The sequence below is a fragment of the Pigmentiphaga sp. NML030171 genome (genome assembly GCF_002188635.1).
In the GTDB taxonomy this organism is placed as follows: domain Bacteria; phylum Pseudomonadota; class Gammaproteobacteria; order Burkholderiales; family Burkholderiaceae_B; genus Pigmentiphaga; species Pigmentiphaga daeguensis.
The window spans coordinates 144,267-164,147 of the sequence record NZ_NINX01000029.1 but is presented as its reverse complement, the minus strand read 5'-3'; the positions used below and the strand labels follow the sequence as shown (position 1 = coordinate 164,147).

Annotated in this window: 14 protein-coding genes and 4 tRNA genes; 15 read left to right on the top strand and 3 right to left on the bottom strand. The window is 64.9% G+C overall.

Going from position 1 to position 19,881, the window contains the following annotated elements; translation table 11 throughout:
• Positions 1 to 975 carry an NAD(P)H-quinone oxidoreductase gene (locus CDO46_RS10035; RefSeq protein WP_087838390.1) on the bottom strand — a complete coding sequence of 325 codons (975 nt, stop codon included), beginning with the start codon at positions 973 to 975 and terminating at the stop codon, positions 1 to 3.
• Between the two features lie 144 nt (positions 976 to 1,119).
• Between CDO46_RS10035 and CDO46_RS10030 the strand changes: the two genes are divergently transcribed.
• The 13 genes from CDO46_RS10030 to rpoC all read left to right on the top strand — a co-directional run bounded on the left by CDO46_RS10030 (position 1,120) and on the right by rpoC (position 15,379).
• Positions 1,120 to 1,206 (top strand) — tRNA-Tyr (locus tag CDO46_RS10030).
• 128 nt (positions 1,207 to 1,334) lie between these two features.
• Positions 1,335 to 1,408: transfer RNA gene (locus CDO46_RS10025), tRNA-Gly, on the top strand.
• Between the two features lie 70 nt (positions 1,409 to 1,478).
• Positions 1,479 to 1,553 (top strand) — tRNA-Thr (locus tag CDO46_RS10020).
• Between the two features lie 52 nt (positions 1,554 to 1,605).
• A complete protein-coding gene (gene tuf, locus CDO46_RS10015) occupies positions 1,606 to 2,796 on the top strand; it encodes an elongation factor Tu (protein ID WP_087838324.1) in 1,191 nt (396 codons plus the stop codon).
• Positions 2,797 to 2,904: 108 nt separating this feature from the next.
• A tRNA-Trp gene (locus CDO46_RS10010) sits at positions 2,905 to 2,980 on the top strand.
• A 122-nt stretch (positions 2,981 to 3,102) separates the two neighbouring features.
• Positions 3,103 to 3,483, top strand: coding sequence for a preprotein translocase subunit SecE (gene secE / locus CDO46_RS10005; RefSeq protein WP_087838389.1), 381 nt, complete (start codon positions 3,103 to 3,105; stop codon positions 3,481 to 3,483).
• 18 nt (positions 3,484 to 3,501) lie between these two features.
• Positions 3,502 to 4,035 carry a transcription termination/antitermination protein NusG gene (gene nusG / locus CDO46_RS10000; RefSeq protein ID WP_087838388.1) on the top strand — a complete coding sequence of 178 codons (534 nt, stop codon included), beginning with the start codon at positions 3,502 to 3,504 and terminating at the stop codon, positions 4,033 to 4,035.
• A 134-nt stretch (positions 4,036 to 4,169) separates the two neighbouring features.
• Positions 4,170 to 4,601, top strand: coding sequence for a 50S ribosomal protein L11 (gene rplK / locus CDO46_RS09995; RefSeq protein ID WP_087838387.1), 432 nt, complete (start codon positions 4,170 to 4,172; stop codon positions 4,599 to 4,601).
• Between the two features lie 2 nt (positions 4,602 to 4,603).
• Positions 4,604 to 5,308 carry a 50S ribosomal protein L1 gene (gene rplA, locus CDO46_RS09990; RefSeq protein WP_087838386.1) on the top strand — a complete coding sequence of 235 codons (705 nt, stop codon included), beginning with the start codon at positions 4,604 to 4,606 and terminating at the stop codon, positions 5,306 to 5,308.
• Positions 5,309 to 5,600: 292 nt separating this feature from the next.
• Complete coding sequence (gene rplJ / locus CDO46_RS09985) at positions 5,601 to 6,122, top strand: 50S ribosomal protein L10 (protein ID WP_087838385.1); 522 nt, start codon at positions 5,601 to 5,603, stop codon at positions 6,120 to 6,122.
• A gap of 178 nt (positions 6,123 to 6,300) precedes the next feature.
• Positions 6,301 to 6,684, top strand: a complete 384-nt coding sequence (rplL, locus tag CDO46_RS09980; RefSeq protein ID WP_087838384.1) for a 50S ribosomal protein L7/L12 — start codon at positions 6,301 to 6,303, stop codon at positions 6,682 to 6,684.
• Between the two features lie 305 nt (positions 6,685 to 6,989).
• Positions 6,990 to 11,102, top strand: a complete 4,113-nt coding sequence (gene rpoB / locus CDO46_RS09975) for a DNA-directed RNA polymerase subunit beta (RefSeq protein ID WP_087838383.1) — start codon at positions 6,990 to 6,992, stop codon at positions 11,100 to 11,102.
• 11 nt (positions 11,103 to 11,113) lie between these two features.
• The gene (rpoC, locus tag CDO46_RS09970) at positions 11,114 to 15,379 is read left to right on the top strand and encodes a DNA-directed RNA polymerase subunit beta' (RefSeq protein WP_243724705.1); all 4,266 of its coding nucleotides are present in this window, start codon (positions 11,114 to 11,116) and stop codon (positions 15,377 to 15,379) included.
• 105 nt (positions 15,380 to 15,484) lie between these two features.
• On the opposite strand, the gene CDO46_RS09965 is transcribed toward rpoC, so the two are convergent.
• Together CDO46_RS09965 and CDO46_RS09960 are read right to left on the bottom strand one after the other, a co-directional pair.
• Complete coding sequence (locus CDO46_RS09965; protein ID WP_087838382.1) at positions 15,485 to 15,994, bottom strand: nucleoside deaminase; 510 nt, start codon at positions 15,992 to 15,994, stop codon at positions 15,485 to 15,487.
• Positions 15,991 to 17,019 (bottom strand): ABC transporter substrate-binding protein, encoded by a 1,029-nt coding sequence (locus CDO46_RS09960; RefSeq protein ID WP_087838381.1) that lies wholly within the window; start codon positions 17,017 to 17,019, stop codon positions 15,991 to 15,993. The genes CDO46_RS09965 and CDO46_RS09960 overlap by 4 nt, the downstream gene beginning before the upstream one ends.
• Before the next feature lie 593 nt (positions 17,020 to 17,612).
• On the opposite strand from CDO46_RS09960, the gene CDO46_RS09955 reads away from it, so the two are divergent.
• Positions 17,613 to 18,629 (top strand): isopenicillin N synthase family oxygenase, encoded by a 1,017-nt coding sequence (locus CDO46_RS09955; RefSeq protein ID WP_087838493.1) that lies wholly within the window; start codon positions 17,613 to 17,615, stop codon positions 18,627 to 18,629.
• Between the two features lie 142 nt (positions 18,630 to 18,771).
• On the top strand, positions 18,772 to 19,881 hold the full coding sequence (locus CDO46_RS09950; protein ID WP_087838380.1) for a nitrilase-related carbon-nitrogen hydrolase: 1,110 nt from the start codon (positions 18,772 to 18,774) through the stop codon (positions 19,879 to 19,881).

Below are 19,881 nucleotides of genomic sequence, written 5' to 3'. Positions count from 1 at the left end.
TCAGGCCCGCACTTCCAGCAGCAGCTTGCCGATGTGGTCGCCCGTTTCCATGTCGCGATGGGCCTGGGCGGCCTGCGACAGCGGGTAGGTGCGCTGGATCACGGGCCGGATCTCCTTGCCCAGCAGCGGCCAGACCCGGGTGCGCAGGGCCTCGGCCACCCGCATCTTCCGGTCCAGCGGCAGCGGGCGCATCATCGAGCCGGTGATGCGTGCCTCTTTCTGCATGATGGCGCGCAGGGAGGCCTGGAGCGGCGCGCCCGAGCCGCCCGATAGGTGCACGATGCGGCCGCCGTAGGCCAGCGCGGCCAGGTTCTGTTCGGTGTGCCGCCCGCCCGACATGTCCAGCACCACGTCCGCGGCCAGGCCCTCGCGGGCCATGATCTCGGCGAAGGCTTCGGTACGGTAGTTGAACACCCGGCTGGCGCCCAGGGACTGCGCGAAAGCCGATTTCTCGTCGCTGCCGCTGGTGGCGTAGACCGGGTGGCCCAGCGCGCGCAGCAACTGGATGGCGAATACGCCGATGCCGCTGGTCCCGCCGTGGATGAGCGCCGTTTCGCCGGGTTGCATGGCGGCCACTGAAAAGAAGTTGTACCAGACGGTGAAGGCCGCCTCGGGCAGGCAGGCGGCCTGCTCGAGCGTGAGCGAGTCCGGCACGGGCAGCACCAGGGCGCGGTGGGCCAAGGCGTATTGCGCGTAGCCGCCGCCGTCCACCAGGGCGCAGACCGGGGTGCCTGGAGCGAGGTCGCGGACGTTGGCGCCCACGGCATGCACCCGGCCGGCCACCTCCAAGCCGGGAACGTCCGACTCATGGTCGTTGGGGCCGCGGGAGCGCTGGCCGCAATCGTGCCGGTTGACGCCGGCCCAGCTTACCTGGATGAGCACGTCGTCCGGGCCGGGGGCGGGAACGGGGCGATTCTCGGAAACGAGGACTTCGGGGCCGCCGGCGCGGCTGATGACGATGGCTTCCTGGTGCATGGGAGTATCTCGAAGGGGTGGGCGCGTCGGGCGCGGTGGCGTTTTCGTCTATATTAGCGAACTGCCCTGGGGACGGATACGGATAGGCCGGGAGCGTGAATTGACATTCGATTCAGACTCCTTCATAATCTTTCGTTCCCCGGCGGAGGGGTGCCCGAGTGGTTAAAGGGGGCAGACTGTAAATCTGTTGGCCTTGCGCCTACATTGGTTCGAATCCAATCCCCTCCACCAACGGCTTTGCTTTTCGGTGAAATTCGTGGCCAGTGGCTTGAAGCGTGCTGTAACTCAAGCGGCTGGTCAAAATTTTGGCCGGAAGGTTTGGCGGCGGTGGGGTCCGCGGCAGTAGCAGTACCAGGTAGGCGGGTGTAGCTCAATGGTAGAGCAGAAGCCTTCCAAGCTTACGACGAGGGTTCGATTCCCTTCACCCGCTCCAACGAGGTCGTCGCAGGCGCCCGGGTTTCCGGTGAGTTGCCGGACGGTCCGGTGATTGCAGTACAGAATTCGCCCATGTGGCTCAGTGGTAGAGCACTCCCTTGGTAAGGGAGAGGTCACGCGTTCGATCCGCGTCATGGGCACCAGTTTTTTTCGGTTCCATCCGTTATAGCAGGCATCCAGAGGCGGGAGTCAGCCATGGCAAAAGGCAAGTTTGAGCGTACCAAGCCGCACGTGAACGTGGGCACGATCGGTCACGTTGACCACGGCAAGACGACGCTGACGGCGGCGATCACGACGGTGCTGTCGAAGCAGTTCGGCGGCGAGGCCAAGGCGTACGACCAGATCGACGCGGCGCCGGAAGAGAAGGCGCGTGGGATCACGATCAACACGGCGCACGTGGAATACGAGACGGAGACCCGTCACTACGCGCACGTTGACTGCCCGGGTCACGCGGACTACGTGAAGAACATGATCACGGGCGCGGCGCAGATGGACGGCGCGATCCTGGTGGTGTCGGCCGCTGACGGCCCGATGCCGCAGACGCGCGAGCACATCCTGCTGTCGCGGCAGGTTGGCGTGCCGTACATCATCGTGTTCCTGAACAAGGCGGACCTGGTTGACGACGCCGAGCTGCTGGAGCTGGTGGAAATGGAAGTCCGGGAGCTGCTGTCGAAGTACGACTTCCCGGGCGACGATACGCCGATCGTGAAGGGCTCGGCCCGCATGGCGCTGGAAGGCGACAAGGGCGAGCTGGGCGAGCAGGCGATCCTGCAACTGGCGGCGGCGCTGGACTCGTACATCCCGACGCCCGAGCGTGCGGTCGACGGAGCGTTCCTGATGCCGGTGGAAGACGTGTTCTCGATCTCGGGTCGTGGCACGGTGGTGACGGGGCGTATCGAGCGTGGCGTGATCAAGGTCGGCGAGGAAATCGAGATCGTCGGTATCAAGGACACGGTCAAGACGACGTGCACGGGCGTGGAAATGTTCCGCAAGCTGCTGGACCAGGGCCAGGCCGGTGACAACGTGGGTATTCTGCTGCGCGGCACCAAGCGTGAAGACGTCGAGCGTGGCCAGGTTCTGGCCAAGCCGGGTTCGATCACGCCGCACACGGAGTTCTCGGCCGAGGTGTACGTGCTGTCGAAGGAAGAGGGCGGCCGTCATACGCCGTTCTTCAACGGCTATCGTCCCCAGTTCTACTTCCGTACGACGGACGTGACGGGTACGATCGAGCTGCCCAAGGACAAGGAGATGGTGCTGCCGGGCGACAACGTGTCGATCACGGTCAAGCTGCTGGCGCCGATCGCCATGGAAGAAGGCCTGCGCTTCGCCATCCGTGAAGGCGGTCGTACCGTCGGCGCCGGCGTCGTCGCCAAGATCATTGCTTAAGACCCTTGTCCCGCGCCTGGCGCGGGACAAGACGTAGTGCGAAAGTACAGTAGTTGGCGGTAAAAGTTTGAAAGCCCTCCCTAAAGAATTCGGGGGGGCTTCATCCATAGGGGAATAGCTCAATTGGCAGAGCGTCGGTCTCCAAAACCGAAGGTTGTGGGTTCGATTCCCTCTTCCCCTGCCACTTCTCCCGGAGCCTGCGGGGTCTAGCCGCGGCTTCCGACAGAAAGCCCGGCGCGGCTTCTGCCCCGGGTGTTTTGCAAGCACCGTCACCGCCAGCAGGTCTGGCGCTGCCCGGACGAAAAGATGTCGAATCCAAACGTAGAAACCGTAACTAGCACTGCCGACCGCATCAAGCTGGGCCTGGCCATCGCGGCGTTCGTCGCTGGGCTGGTGGGGTTCTACGCCTTGGCAGGCAGCCCCACGATCGCCCGGGTGGGCGCCATCGTCGCCGGCGTGGTCGTTGCCCTCGTGATCGGCTGGTTCAGCGAGCCCGGGCGGCGCCTGGTCGCTTTCGGCCAGGATTCGGTCCAGGAAACGCGCAAGGTCGTATGGCCGTCCCGCAAGGAAACCATCCAGACCACCGTTGCGGTGTTCGCGTTCGTGGTGGTCATGGCGTTGTTCCTGTGGGTCACAGACAAGACCATCGAATGGGTGCTGTACGACCTCATTCTTGGTTGGAAATAACACGGCGGAAACGAGACGATGAGCAAACGTTGGTACGTTGTCCATGTCTATTCCGGCATGGAAAAAAGCGTCCAGAAGGCGCTGACGGAACGCATCGAGCGGGCCGCGCTGCAGACCTCCTTCGGTCGCATCCTGGTGCCCACGGAAGAGGTCATCGAGGTCAAGGGTGGCCAGAAGTCCATTACCGAGCGGCGTTTCTTCCCCGGCTACGTGCTGGTCGAGATGGATCTGACCGACGAGACCTGGCACCTGGTGAAGAACACCAACAAGGTGACCGGTTTCGTGGGTGGGTCGGGCAACCGTCCCACGCCCATCCCCCAGCGCGAGGTCGACGAGATCCTGTCGCAGATGGAAGAGGGTGTGGAGAAGCCGCGTCCCAAGATCCTCTTCGAGGTGGGCGAAATGGTCCGCATCAAGGAAGGTCCGTTCACCGACTTCAACGGCAACGTGGAAGACGTGAACTACGAAAAGAGCAAGCTGCGCGTGTCGGTCACGATCTTCGGCCGATCGACCCCGGTGGAGCTCGATTTCAGCCAGGTCGAGAAGTCCTGACCAGATATATGGCCGGATGGGGCGCTACGGTCAGCGCCATCCGGCTCGCGGCGTTCGCGCCGCGGACAACCCCGACCGTCAACCCCGGGGAGCAGGCCTGAACGGCCTGCGCAAGTACCCGCAAGGAGTCAAGCATGGCGAAGAAAATCGTCGGCTTCATCAAGCTGCAAGTGCCAGCTGGTAAAGCCAATCCGTCCCCCCCGATCGGTCCGGCGCTGGGTCAGCGCGGCCTGAACATCATGGAATTCTGCAAGGCGTTCAACGCCAAGACCCAGGGCATGGAGCCCGGTCTGCCGATTCCCGTGGTGATCACCGCCTTTGCCGACAAGAGCTTCACCTTCGTGATGAAGTCGCCCCCGGCGACCATCCTCATCAAGAAGGCTGCCGGCATCCAGAAGGGTTCGCCCAAGCCCCATACCGACAAGGTCGGCACGCTGACGCGCGCCCAGGTCGAGGAAATCGTCAAGACCAAGCAAGCCGATCTGACGGCTGCCGACATGGACGCCGCGGTTCGCACGATCGCTGGCAGCGCCCGTAGCATGGGCATCACGGTGGAGGGTCTGTAATCATGGCACGCTTGTCCAAACGTGTAGCCGCGCTGCGCGCCAAGATCGATCGCAGCAAGCTGTATCCCGTCGCCGAAGCGCTGGCGCTGGTGAAGGAAACCGCGACCGCCAAGTTCGATGAGTCCATCGACCTGGCCGTGCAACTGGGCATCGACGCCAAGAAGTCCGACCAGCTGGTTCGTGGCTCGGTGGTCCTGCCCGCCGGTACCGGCAAGTCGGTGCGCGTGGCCGTGTTCGCCCAGGGCGACAAGGCCGAGGCCGCCAAGGCCGCTGGCGCCGACATCGTCGGCATGGAAGACCTGGCCGAGCGCATCAAGGGCGGCCAGATCGACTTCGACGTGGTCATCGCCTCGCCCGACACGATGCGTGTCGTCGGCGCGCTGGGCCAGATCCTGGGTCCGCGCGGCCTGATGCCGAACCCCAAGGTCGGCACCGTGACGCCCGACGTCGCCACCGCCGTCAAGAACGCCAAGGCCGGTCAGGTCCAGTACCGTACCGACAAGGCCGGGATCATTCACGCCACCATCGGCCGTGCCTCGTTCAACGTCGAACAGCTGCAGAGCAACCTGCTGGCGCTGGTCGATGCACTGAACAAGGCCCGTCCGACGACGGCCAAGGGTATTTACCTGCGCAAGCTGGCGGTGTCGTCCACCATGGGTGGCGGTGTCCGCGTGGACCAGGCCTCTCTGACGGCCAGCCAGCAGTAATCGCAGGGCAACAGACTTTGGGCTGCATCGTGCGCGAGGCGCAAGCCGGACGCGCGGTGCTGCTGTCAAAGACCGCTGGAGTGAAACCGGAATCCCTGGCTTGCCAGGTACCCGGGGGATCTTAAAACCGCGACTCGCGGGCAGGCATGGAATGCTGTCCGCCCAAGCACGGATCCAGCGCAGACGGCGCTCCCAGGAAGAATTCTTTATCCAAAGAAGTCGACCAGGTTCGCCGCATTCGGTTGACGCAAGGGGTGGTATCCCGAGCGTCTTATGATGGAGTGTTCAAACCGTGAGTCTCAATCGTCAAGAGAAAACGGTGGTCGTCGAAGAGATCTCGGCCCAAGTCGCCAAGGCTCAATCGATCGTTATCGCCGAGTATCGTGGTCTGGACGTCGCTTCCGTCACCGTACTGCGCAAGCAAGCACGTGAATCGGGCGTTTACCTGCGTGTTCTGAAGAACACGCTGGCTCGCCGCGCTGTGACCGGCACCCCCTTCGAGGGACTGTCGTCGCAGTTGACCGGTCCGCTGATGTACGCCATCAGCGCCGATCCGGTCGCGGCCGCCAAGGTCCTGTCCGACTTTGCCAAAACCAACGACAAGCTCGTTCTGAAGGGCGGTGCCCTGCCGAACGGCGTCATGTCCGTCGAAGGCGTCAAGGCTCTGGCCTCGCTGCCCTCGCGCGAAGAGTTGCTGGCGAAGCTGCTGGGCACCATCCAGGCGCCCGTTGCACAGTTTGTGCGTACGCTCAACGAAGTTCCGACCAAGTTCGTGCGTGGCCTCGCGGCCGTGCGCGACAAGCAAGCGGCGTAGCCGCTTGCTTGCGGTGAAGGCTAACTTGACGCGCAGCGGCAAGTTAAGGCCCGAAGGGCCGGCCGGAACCACAACGGGATGTATGGCTTGAGATAGCTCTGGTCAACGTCCCCCGGAATCTCGTGACACGAAGCGACACCCAATACCTGGTATCAAATTCATTGGAGTTTTAAACAAAATGGCACTTAGCAAAGCTGAAATCATCGACGCCATCGCCGGCCTGACCGTCCTGGAACTGTCGGAACTGATCAAGGACCTGGAAGAGAAGTTCGGCGTGTCGGCTGCTGCCGCCGCTGTGGCTGTCGCCGCTCCCGCCGCTGCCGGTGGCGCTGCCGCCGCTGCTGAAGAGCAGACCGAGTTCAACGTGATCCTGGCCGAAGTCGGCGCCAACAAGGTCAACGTCATCAAGGCCGTGCGCGAGCTGACCGGCCTGGGCCTGAAGGAAGCCAAGGACCTGGTCGACGGCGCTCCGAAGCCCGTCAAGGAAGGCGTTGCCAAGGCCGATGCCGAAGCCGCCAAGAAGAAGCTCGAAGAAGCCGGTGCCAAGGTCGAAGTCAAGTAATTCGATCCTTGCCGGTACCCGGTGGCCGCTGAAAAACGGCCTCCGGGTTTTTGCGTTTTTGGAAATGGGCTTTTAAAGCCTGTTTTCCGTGGCAGTAACGCCGGTTCGCGTGGCTTTGCGCGCACGGATCGTCGAACGGATTTCCGGTGCGTGGGTGGGGATGATGCCGCCCGCGGACCCGAAACCCGTACCGGGGGAGCCCGGAAGAGGGGTACCGGCCCAGCCGGCGGGTAGCCCCGTTGAGATTTCGAAGTCGTATTTTAGGACCATTACCCGTGGTTCGTGCAACCTGAGTCGGAGTGCTCATGCCCTACTCGTTCACCGAAAAGAAGCGCATCCGCAAGAGCTTCGCCAAGCGCGAGGACGTGCAAACCGTTCCTTTCCTGCTGGCAACTCAGCTCGAGTCCTATCGTACCTTCCTGCAGTCGGATACCGCACCTCTGCAGCGCAAGGAAGAAGGCCTGCAAGCCGCATTCTCCTCGATCTTCCCCATCGTCAGCCATAACCAGATGGCCAGGCTGGAATTCGTCAGCTACGTGCTGGGCGAACCCGCCTTCGACGTGCGCGAATGCCAGCAGCGTGGGCTGACTTTCGCATCGCCCCTGCGCGCCAAGGTGCGCCTGGTCCTGCTCGATCGCGAGGCCAGCAAACCCACCGTCAAGGAAGTGAAGGAACAGGAAGTCTACATGGGCGAGATCCCGCTCATGACTTCCACCGGATCGTTCGTCATCAACGGTACCGAGCGGGTCATCGTCTCGCAGCTGCACCGTTCGCCCGGCGTGTTCTTCGAGCACGACCGCGGCAAGACCCACAGTTCCGGCAAGCTGTTGTTCTCGGCCCGCGTGATTCCCTACCGTGGCTCGTGGCTGGACTTCGAGTTCGACCCCAAGGACATCCTGTTCTTCCGCGTCGACCGCCGCCGCAAGATGCCCGTGACCATCCTGCTCAAGGCCATCGGCATGACACCCGAGAGCATCCTGGCGCACTTCTTCTCGTTCGACAGCTTCGAGCTGGCGAGCGAGGGCGGGCTGATGGAGTTCGTGCCCGAGCGCTGGAAGGGCGAGGTCGCGCGCTTCGACATCAATGACAAGTCCGGCAACGTCATCGTCGCCAAGGACAAGCGCATCAACGCCAAGCACATCCGCGACCTGGTGGCCGCGGACACGAAGCGCATCTCGGTGCCGGAAGACTTCCTGCTGGGCCGCGCGCTGGCCCGCAACGTCGTCGATCCGGAAACCGGCGAGATCGTGGCGCACGCCAACGAAGAGCTGACCGAGTCGCTGCTGAACAAGCTGCGCGAGAACAACGTGCGCGAGATCCAGACGCTCTACACGAACGACCTGGACCAGGGCCCGTACATCTCGCAGACGCTGCGCGTGGACGAGACCACCGACCAGACCGCCGCGCGCGTGGCGATCTATCGCATGATGCGCCCCGGCGAGCCTCCCACCGAGGAAGCCGTCGAAGCCCTGTTCCAGCGCCTGTTCTTCAGCGAGGAAACCTACGATCTGTCGCGCGTGGGCCGCATGAAGGTCAACAGCCGCCTGGGGCGCGGCAACGACATCACGGGCGCGATGACGCTCAGCAACGAGGACATCCTCGACACCATCAAGGTGCTGGTCGAGCTGCGCAACGGCCGCGGCGAGATCGACGACATCGATCACCTGGGCAACCGCCGCGTGCGCTGCGTGGGCGAACTGGCCGAGAACCAGTTCCGCGCCGGCCTGGTGCGCGTCGAGCGCGCCGTCAAGGAGCGCCTGGGCCAGGCCGAGGCCGAGAACCTGATGCCGCACGACCTGATCAACTCCAAGCCGATCTCGGCCGCCATCAAGGAGTTCTTCGGTTCGAGCCAGCTGTCGCAGTTCATGGACCAGACCAACCCGCTGTCCGAGATCACGCACAAGCGCCGCGTCTCGGCCCTGGGCCCCGGCGGCCTGACGCGCGAGCGCGCCGGCTTCGAGGTGCGCGACGTGCACCCGACCCACTACGGCCGCGTCTGCCCGATCGAGACGCCCGAAGGTCCGAACATCGGCCTGATCAACTCGATGGCCCTGTATGCCCGCCTGAACGAGTACGGCTTCCTGGAGACGCCGTACCGCAAGGTCGTGGACGGCAAGGTCAGCGACCAGATCGAGTACCTGTCGGCCATCGAGGAAAGCCGCTACGTGATCGCCCAGGCGAACGCCACGCTGGACGACGAAGGCCACTTCGTGGACGATCTGGTGGCCTGCCGCCAAGCCGGCGAAACGATGCTGACCGCCGCCGAGAACGTCCACTACATGGACGTGGCGCCGTCGCAGATCGTGTCCGTGGCCGCCTCGCTGATCCCGTTCCTCGAGCATGACGACGCGAACCGCGCGCTGATGGGCTCGAACATGCAGCGCCAGGCCGTGCCCTGCCTGCGTCCCGAGAAGCCCGTGGTGGGCACCGGCATCGAGCGCACCGTGGCGGTCGACTCCGGCACCACCGTGCAGGCGCTGCGCGGCGGCCTGGTCGACTACGTCGACGCCGAGCGCATCGTGATCCGCGTCAACGACGAGGAAAACGTCGCCGGCGAAGTGGGCGTCGACATCTACAACCTGATCAAGTACACCCGTTCCAACCAGAACACCAACATCAACCAGCGCCCCATCGTGCGCCGTGGCGACATCATCGCCAAGGGCGACGTGCTGGCCGATGGCGCTTCCAGCGACCTGGGCGAGCTGGCCCTGGGCCAGAACATGCTGGTCGCGTTCATGCCCTGGAACGGCTACAACTTCGAGGACTCGATCCTGATGTCGGAGCGCGTGGTGGCCAACGACCGCTACACCTCCATCCACATCGAGGAACTGACGGTCGTCGCCCGCGACACCAAGCTGGGTTCGGAAGAAATCACGCGCGACATCAGCAACCTCTCGGAAGGCCAACTGAACCGCCTGGACGAATCGGGCATCGTCTACATCGGCGCCGAGGTCGAGGCGGGCGACGTGCTGGTCGGCAAGGTCACGCCCAAGGGCGAAACCCAGCTGACCCCGGAAGAGAAGCTGCTGCGCGCGATCTTCGGCGAGAAGGCCTCGGACGTGAAGGACACCTCGCTGCGCGTGCCCTCGGGCATGGTCGGCACCGTCATCGACGTGCAGGTGTTCACGCGCGAAGGCATCGTGCGCGACAAGCGTGCCCAGTCCATCATCGACGATGAGCTCAAGCGCTATCGCCAGGACCTGAACGACCAGCTGCGTATCGTGGAAAACGATACCTTCGACCGTATCGAGAAGTCGCTGGTCGGCAAGGTCGTCAACGGCGGCCCGCGCAAGCTGGCCAAGGGCGCGGCCATCGCCAAGTCCTACCTGGCCGAGCTGGACCGCTGGCAGTGGTTCGACATCCGCCTGGCCGACGAAGCCGCGGCCACCGCGCTCGAGCAGGCCAAGGAGTCGATCGAACAGAAGCGCCACCAGTTCGATCTCGCCTTCGAAGAGAAGCGCAAGAAGCTGACCCAGGGCGACGAGCTGCCCCCGGGCGTGCTCAAGATGGTCAAGGTGTACCTGGCCGTCAAGCGCCGCCTGCAGCCCGGCGACAAGATGGCCGGCCGCCACGGCAACAAGGGCGTGGTCTCGAAGATCACTCCGGTGGAAGACATGCCGCACATGGCCGACGGCACCCCCGTCGACATCGTGCTGAACCCGTTGGGCGTGCCTTCGCGGATGAACGTGGGCCAGGTTCTGGAAGTGCACCTGGGCTGGGCCGCCAAGGGCCTGGGCCAGCGCTTCAACGAGATGCTGTCCGAAGCGCGCAAGGTCGAAGTGGCCAAGGTGCGCGAGTTCATCGGCAAGGTCTACAACACCACCGGCACGGCCGCCCGCCTGGAAGAGCTGGATGACGACGCGGTGATCGAGCTGGCGCAGAACCTGCGTAACGGCGTGCCGTTCGCCACGCCGGTGTTCGACGGCGCCTCGGAAAGCGACATCCGCGCGATGCTCGACCTGGCCTATCCGGACGAGCTGGCCGAGAGCCTCAAGCTGACCAACTCCAAGACCCAGGCCTACCTGTACGACGGCCGCACCGGCGAGATGTTCGAGCGTCCGGTCACGGTCGGCTACATGCACATGCTGAAGCTGCACCACCTGGTCGACGACAAGATGCACGCCCGTTCGACCGGCCCGTACTCGCTGGTGACCCAGCAGCCGCTGGGCGGCAAGGCCCAGTTCGGCGGCCAGCGTTTCGGGGAAATGGAAGTGTGGGCGCTGGAAGCCTACGGCGCCTCGTATGTGCTGCAAGAAATGCTGACCGTGAAGTCCGACGACGTGAACGGCCGTACCAAGGTGTACGAGAACATCGTCAAGGGCGACCACGTGATCGACGCCGGCATGCCCGAGTCGTTCAACGTGCTGGTCAAGGAAATCCGGTCGCTCGGGATCGACATGGATCTCGAGCGTAACTGATAGGAGTCGCCATGAAAGCGCTATTGGATCTGTTCAAGCAGGTTACGCAGGAAGAACAGTTCGACGCCATTCGCATTGGCATCGCGTCGCCGGAGAAGATCCGGTCGTGGTCGTTCGGCGAAGTCAAGAAGCCGGAGACGATCAACTATCGCACGTTCAAGCCCGAACGCGACGGGCTGTTCTGCGCCAAGATCTTCGGGCCGATCAAGGACTACGAGTGCCTGTGCGGCAAGTACAAGCGCCTCAAGCACCGTGGCGTGATCTGCGAGAAGTGCGGCGTGGAAGTCACGCTGGCCAAGGTTCGCCGCGAGCGCATGGGCCATATCGAGCTGGCCAGCCCGGTCGCTCACATCTGGTTCCTGAAGTCGCTGCCGTCGCGCCTGGGCATGGTGCTGGACATGACGCTGCGCGACATCGAGCGCGTGCTGTACTTCGAAGCCTACTGCGTCATCGATCCGGGCATGACGCCGCTCAAGCGCGCCCAGATCATGTCGGAAGACGACTTCCTGGCCAAGACCGAAGAGTACGGTGACGATTTCCGTGCGGTGATGGGTGCCGAGGCCGTGCGCGAACTGCTGCGCACGATCGACATCAACCGTGAGATCGAGACGCTGCGCGCCGACCTCCAGGCCACCAGCTCGGATGCCAAGATCAAGAAGATCTCCAAGCGCCTGAAGGTGCTGGAAGGCTTCCAGAAGTCCGGCATCAAGCCCGACTGGATGATCCTGGAAGTGCTGCCCGTGCTGCCGCCCGAGCTGCGCCCGCTGGTGCCGCTGGACGGCGGCCGCTTCGCCACGTCCGACCTGAACGACCTGTACCGCCGGGTCATCAACCGCAACAACCGCCTGAAGCGCCTGCTCGAGCTGAAAGCCCCTGAAATCATCGTGCGCAACGAAAAGCGCATGCTGCAGGAAGCCGTCGACTCGCTGCTGGACAACGGCCGCCGCGGCAAGGCCATGACTGGCGCCAACAAGCGTCCGCTCAAGTCGCTGGCCGACATGATCAAGGGCAAGAGCGGCCGCTTCCGCCAGAACCTGCTGGGCAAGCGCGTCGACTACTCGGGCCGTTCGGTGATCGTGGTGGGTCCGCAGCTCAAGCTGCACCAGTGCGGCCTGCCCAAGCTGATGGCGCTGGAGCTGTTCAAGCCCTTCATCTTCAACCGCCTGGAAATGATGGGCCTGGCCACGACCATCAAGGCGGCCAAGAAGCTGGTGGAAACGCAGGAACCGGTGGTGTGGGACATCCTCGAAGAGGTGATCCGCGAGCACCCGGTCATGCTGAACCGCGCCCCGACGCTGCACCGCCTGGGCATCCAGGCGTTCGAGCCGGTGCTGATCGAAGGCAAGGCCATCCAGCTGCACCCGCTGGTCTGCGCGGCGTTCAACGCCGACTTCGACGGCGACCAGATGGCCGTCCACGTTCCGCTGTCGCTGGAAGCCCAGCTGGAAGCCCGCACGCTGATGCTGGCCTCCAACAACGTGCTGTTCCCGGCCAACGGCGAGCCCTCGATCGTTCCTTCGCAGGACATCGTGCTGGGCCTGTACTACGCCACCCGCGAGCGCGTGAACGGCGCCGGCGAAGGCCTGCATTTCATGGACGTGTCCGAAGTGATGCGCGCCTACGAAAACAAGGTGGTCGAGCTCCAGTCGCGCATCACCGTGCGCCTGAACGAGTACGAGCGTGACGAGAACGGCGAATTCCAGCCCGTGCTGCGCCGTTTCGAGACGACCGTCGGCCGCGCCATCCTGTCGGAAATCCTGCCCAAGGGCCTGCCCTTCTCGGTGCTGAACAAGCCCCTGAAGAAGAAGGAGATCTCGCGCCTGATCAACCAGTCGTTCCGCCGCTGCGGCCTGCGCGACACGGTGATCTTCGCCGACCAGCTGATGCAGTCGGGCTTCCGCCTGGCCACCCGCGGCGGCATCTCGATCTGCATGGACGACATGCTGATCCCGTCCGCCAAGGAAGGCATCCTTGCCGAGGCCAGCAAGGAGGTCAAGGAAATCGACAAGCAGTACTCGTCGGGTCTGGTGACCTCCCAGGAACGCTACAACAACGTGGTGGACATCTGGGGCAAGGCCGGCGACCGCGTGGGCAAGGCGATGATGGAACAGCTCTCGACCGAGCCCGTCGTCGACCGCCACGGCAACGCCACCCGCCAGGAGTCGTTCAACTCGATCTACATGATGGCCGACTCCGGCGCCCGCGGTTCCGCGGCCCAGATCCGCCAGCTGGCCGGCATGCGGGGCCTGATGGCCAAGCCCGACGGCTCCATCATCGAGACGCCCATTACCGCGAACTTCCGCGAAGGCCTGAACGTTCTGCAGTACTTCATCTCGACCCACGGCGCGCGTAAAGGCCTGGCCGACACGGCGCTGAAGACGGCGAACTCGGGTTACCTGACCCGCCGCCTGGTGGACGTGACGCAGGACCTGGTCATCACCGAGGACGATTGCGGCACGACCTTCGGCTTCGCCATGAAGGCGCTGGTCGAGGGCGGTGAAGTGATCGAGCCGCTGCGCGACCGTATCCTCGGCCGTACCGCGGCCGCCGACGTGGTCGATCCCGACACGCAGGAAACCGTGTTCGAGGCCGGCACGCTGCTGGACGAAGACGCGGTGGACGCGATCGAGCGCCTGGGCATCGACGAAGTGAAGGTCCGCTCGGCCCTGACCTGCGAAACCCGTCACGGCCTGTGCGCCGCGTGCTACGGCCGCGACCTGGGCCGCGGTTCGCTGGTCAACGTCGGCGAGGCGGTCGGCGTGATCGCCGCCCAGTCCATCGGCGAACCCGGCACGCAGCTGACGATGCGTACGTTCCACATCGGTGGCGCGGCCTCGCGCGCGGCGCTGGCCTCCGGCGTGGAAACCAAGTCCAACGGCACGGTGCGCTTCACCAGCGCCATGCGCTATGTGACCAACGGCAAGGGCGAGCAGGTCGCCATCTCGCGTTCGGGCGAAATCCTGATCGTCGACGACAACGGCCGCGAGCGCGAGCGCCACAAGGTGCCGTACGGCGCCATCCTGCTGCACGGCGACGGCGCGACGGTCAAGGCCGGCGCGCAGCTGGCCACGTGGGATCCGCTGACTCGTCCGATCATCACCGAGTACGGTGGCACGATCAAGTTCGAGAACGTGGAAGAAGGCGTCACGGTGGCCCGTCAGCTCGACGAAGTCACCGGCCTGTCGACCCTGGTCGCGATCACGCCCAAGACGCGCGGCAGCGCCAAGCAGACCGTTCGTCCGCAGGTCAAGCTGCTCGATGCCTCCAACGAGGAAGTCAAGATTGCCGGTACCGACCACTCGGTCAGCATCTCCTTCCCGGTGGGCGCGCTGATCACCGTGCGCGACGGCCAGCAGGTCGGCGTGGGCGAGGTGCTGGCGCGTATTCCGCAGGAATCGCAGAAGACCCGCGACATTACCGGGGGTCTGCCGCGCGTGGCCGAGCTGTTCGAAGCCCGTTCGCCCAAGGACGCCGGCATGCTCGCCGACGTCACCGGCACGGTTTCGTTCGGCAAGGACACCAAGGGCAAGCAGCGCCTGGTCATCACCGACCTGGACGGCGTCAGCCACGAGTTCCTGATTCCGAAGGAAAAGCAGGTGCTGGTGCACGACGGCCAGGTGGTGAACAAGGGCGAAATGATCGTGGACGGCCCGGCCGATCCCCACGACATCCTGCGCCTGCAAGGCATCGAGAAGCTGGCGATCTACATCGTCGACGAAGTGCAGGACGTCTACCGCCTGCAAGGCGTGAAGATCAACGACAAGCACATCGAAGTGATCGTGCGCCAGATGCTGCGCCGCGTGAACATCGTCGATCCGGGCGATACCTCGTTCATCCCGGGCGAGCAGGTCGAGCGCGCCGAGATGCTGAACGAGAACGATCGCGTCAACGCCGACAACCAGCGTCCGGCCACGTACGAGAACGTGCTGCTGGGTATCACGAAGGCCTCGCTGTCGACCGACTCGTTCATCTCGGCCGCTTCGTTCCAGGAAACCACGCGTGTCCTGACCGAAGCCGCCATCATGGGCAAGCGCGACGACCTGCGCGGCTTGAAGGAAAACGTCATCGTGGGTCGCCTGATCCCCGCGGGTACCGGCATGGCCTACCATGCCGCCCGCAAGGAGAAGGAAGCCCAGGAGGCCGCCGAGCGCGAAGTGGTATTCGCCGACGTGGGCAACACCTTCGACGAGAGCGAGATCTTCAATACGCCGGCCGAAAGCGTGACGACCTCGGAGCCTTCGGGCGACGAGCCGGCCGAAGGCGGCAGCCAGGAGTAAGCTTGGCACGGGCGGGGGCCTTCCGGCTCTCGCCCTCGGAAGTATCCAGGGCCTGGATCCGATATCGGATCCAGGCCTTTTTTCATGGGCAAACGCCCGTGCGGCTCAGGTTTTCCAGCCTCCTTCGTGCGAGGCGGCCGCCTCGTCCAGCAGCGCCGGGCCGATGCACGCGATCGGCACCGGCGAGGCGTCGAACACGTCGCGGCAGGACAGCTCCGCGTCCCGCTGGTCCAGGCGCGCGCCCCGGAACGCGCGCAGACGCACGGCGTCGATGCCGAAGACCACCCGGCGAATGTTGGACCAGTAGATCGCTCCGGCGCACATCACGCAGGGTTCGCCCGAGGCATACAGGGTGGCGCCCGCCAGTTCCTCGCGCGTGTGGCGGGGGCTGGCGAGGCGGATGGCCTCGGTTTCCGCATGGGCGGTGCAGTCGCCCGTCTCGCCGTTGCGGTTCCAGGCCTCGGCCAGCACGGTGCCGTCCGCGCCGACGATGACCGCCCCGAAGGGGCGGTTGCCGCGCGAGCGGGCCAGGTTGGCGAGCTCGATGGCCCGGCGCAGGTATCGTCCGTCGCCTTCGTCCACGGGCTGCTCGCCGGGAAGGGGCTGCGCCGTCATGCGGGCACCTTGCGCTGGGCGGCGGGAGGCAGGAGGCTGTCGTCGAAGATCTGGCCGATGGGGGGCCGGGCGGGCAGATCGAAAACGGCGGCGACTTCGTCGATCTGGCGCTGCAGGATGCCGGCCCGGACGCTGCCCAGGCCGTCGGCGCGGGTGTCGTCGGTGGCGAGATAGCGGCGAGTGATGTGCCAGCGTTCGCGTTCGACCTTCAGGTCGATGATGGCCTCGCGCGCCTTGATCGCGGCCAGCGCGGGTTCCGGATCGGCCAGGGTCTCGACCAGGGCCCGGTTGGTGGCCGCCAGGAAGGCCTTGACCGCCGCCGGTTTCTCGGCGATGAGCCGGCGGCTGGCCAGTACCGCGTTGCCGTACAGGGCAAGGCCGGTGCGCGCATACTCGAGCACCGCGAGTTCCTGGGGTGGCATGCGGGCGAACAGCGAGACCGCCGAATCGTGGAAGTAGGTGGCCGCGTCGACATCGCCGCGGACCATGACATTGTCGCGGGTACTGAAGTCGGTCGTGATCCACTGGAACAGGTCCGGGGAGACGCCGAGCTGACGCGCCGCCATCGGCCAGCAGCGGCGCGTCGCCTCCACGGCCGCAGCCGCGACGCGCTTGCCTCGCAGGCTGGCGAAGTCGGTCGTGATGCCGCGGTCCTTGCGGCCGATGATGACGAAGGGCGCCCGGTTGTAATACTGGTACACCGCCTGGACGGGCGCGCCGACGCTTTGCGCGTGAAACTCGACCAGCGAGCTGATGTCCCCCAGGCCGAGGTCGTAGGCCCCGCTGGCGACGCGCGTGATCGAGGCGACCGAGCCGGACCCGACGTCGATGCTCACGTCCAGCCCGGCCTCTTTGTAATAGCCCTTGGCCAGCGCCAGGAAGAAGGGCGAGGTCTGGCTGGTGACGCGGAAGTCGAGGGTGAACTTGATCGGAGTGAGGGAGCGCGGCTGGGCGAGAACCGGGCGGACATGTGCCCCGGCGAGGGCGGAAGCGGACAGCGTGGCGAGGAACTGGCGGCGGTTCATCTGATGGAGGTCCCGTGTCGTGGAATGGAGAATTCCCGGACATGCCTGCGGCAAGCCTGTCCGGCGCGACTCGAGCAATTTCCGGGCGCCGGCGCATGGCTGACGCTGAACGCTTCTACTCTGCGATCGATCAAGCAAGGGGTGTGCCATCGGGGTTTGCCGGCGTTTCGGGCTCCGGAACACCCGTGCGCCTTTCCCCGGGGAAGGCCGGCAAGCGACAATGCTTCCGGCGCGCGACGCTTCGCCGCGCCGTCCCCGTGCCGGTGTCTTCGATTGGTGCAAAAGGCCCGCCGGTGCGGCGCCCGCTGCACAAAGTTGGTGAACGCGGCGGCGGAGCGGCACGGCACGCCAGGAGGGCACGAGCCGATGCGCCTGGAGCGGTTCTTGCATGACTGCGGGTCGAAAGAGTAGAAGCGTTCAGCGCAATCGCCCGGCGCCGTCCGGCCCGATTGGCGGGTCATTGCTCTTGAAGAGGCCGCGCCGCGGGGTACGCTCCCGCGGGGCGGCCATGTCAACCTTCAAGCGCGACACGACCGCCCCGCTCGATGCCCGGTAGTGGTCGATGTCCCTTGTTCTTCGACGAGGATGTCATCATGAAAACCACGAGTGCCACGCCGTCCCTCCAGGTTCCCTCCGGCTATGGGCTGGGAGAGCTCGAAAAGGAATCCCGCATGGGGGGCATGGGGCAGGAAACCCAGCGCGAGATCCGCATCATCGACGTGGCCGATTTCGACCGCCGGCACGCCGAGATCGCCGACGAGATCTGGCGCGCCGCGACCGAGATCGGTTTCTTCCAGGTCAAGAACCATGGCATCCCGCTGTCCGATATCGAGGCCGCGTTCGTGCGCGCCGAGCGCTTCTTCGCCCTGCCGCGCGAGACCAAGGCGCAATGGCCGCTGACCCGTAACGCCGGCTGGGAGCACAAGGCCCAGATCCGGCCGTCCACCCGTACGCCGGACCAGAAGGAGTCCTACCAGGTGACGCGTCCGCGCATGGACGGATTGTGGCCGACCGAGGACGAGCTGCCCGGCTTCAAGGAGGCCACCTTGCGGTTCGAGCGCCAGTGCTGGGAGGTCGGGATGCGGCTGCTGTCCTGCTTTGCGCTGAAGCTGGGTTTTGCGCCCGACTTCTTCACCCGCGCCCACGATCCGGCTCCCGCAACCTACCAGAGCACCTTGCGCATGCTGCACTACTTCGCCATCGACCCCGCGCTCAAGGACGAGCTGGGCCTGTGGCGCGCCGGCGCCCACACCGACTACGACTGCCTGACGCTGTTGTTCCAGCGCGCGGGCCAGGCAGGCTTGCAAGTGCTGCCGGGCAAGGACGCCGAGAGCCGCGCCTGGACACCGGTCGAGCCGGTCGAGGGGGTCATCACCTGCAATATCGGCGACATGCTGATGCGCTGGAGCGACGATGCGCTGCCGTCGAACTTCCACCGCGTGCGCAATCCGCAGCCGCACGAGTACCAGGGGGCCCGCTACAGCCTCGCGTTCTTCTGCCAGGCCAACGAGGACGTGGTGATCGAGGGGCCCGGGCGCAAGTATCCGGCGATCACCGCGGCGGAATACCTGAAGCAGCGGATATCGGCGAATTTCTCGAACCGGTACTGATGGACGCGCTGTGAGTTTTCCTGAAGGTCCCTAAAAATATCTCGATTGGCCGGCGCAAGGCCCGGCATGCACACTGCGCCTACAGAAGAGAAACCGCGGAGCCGGCGCGAACCGGCCCCCCGGAGCATCCAAAGGAGCGACAGTGACCGACCTGTATTCCATCGTCCTGATGCAGACCAACCGCGTAGGCATCGACCATCGGCGCGATATCCGCAAGGCCAACCTCGACCGCATCATCGAGATATTCGGCTATGGGCCGACACGGCTCGCATTCCGCGAGTACGCGCCGCTCAAGCTGGTGGTGCTGCCGGAGGTCTTCATGCAGGGCTGGAACAACAATCCGGAACCCTATTCGAACCTGTTCACCAAGGTCGCCAAGGACATGGCGATACGGATTCCCGGAGACGAGATCGAACTCCTGGCCGAGCAGGCGCGCAAGTACAAGACCTACATCGCCGGCAGCGCGCACGAGGTGATTCCGGAGATCAGCACGGAGTTCGCGTTCAACGCCGCGTTCATCATCGACCCCAGCGGCGAGGTGATCTACAAGCGCCACAAGTACTGTCCCTACCTGCCCTACAGCGGGCGTGACGACGTAAGCCCGCACGACGTATGGGACCGCTATATCGAGGCCATGGACGGCAAGTACGGCCGCAAGAAGGGCGACGTGCTGAGTTGCATGTTCCCCGTCATCGAGACCGACATCGGCAAGCTGGGCTACCTGATCTGCAACGAGGCGTTCTACCCGGAGCATTCGCGCGCCATGGCCTTGCAGGGCTGCGAGGTCATGATCAGGTCGAGCGGCATGGCCGAGCCGGATGGGTCGCCGCCGCAAGACCTGTGGGAAGTCACCAATCGCGCCCACGCCGCGTTCAACACCATGTACGTGGCGGCCTGCGCGCCGGGCAACCTGATCGTGCGCGGCAATCCGGCCAATTCCTATCCCGGCGGCTCGATGGTGATCGATTACCACGGCGCGATCGTGCAGCACGTGAACTATCCTGGCGAGACCGTGACCGCCGCGCAGATCAGCCTCGAGGCGCTGCGCCGCCGGCGCATGGACCCGCGCCACAACTGGCTGACGCAGGTGCGCAGCGAGGCTTTCCGCCACATGTACGACAAGTCGCTGTATCCGGTCAACATGTATGCGGACCGGCTTCCCACCGACCAGGCGGACCGCTCTCGCGCGCAGCCCATCCAGCGTTTCGTCGAAGAGGGCATCTATATCCGCCCGCGCGGCGATATCGCCTGA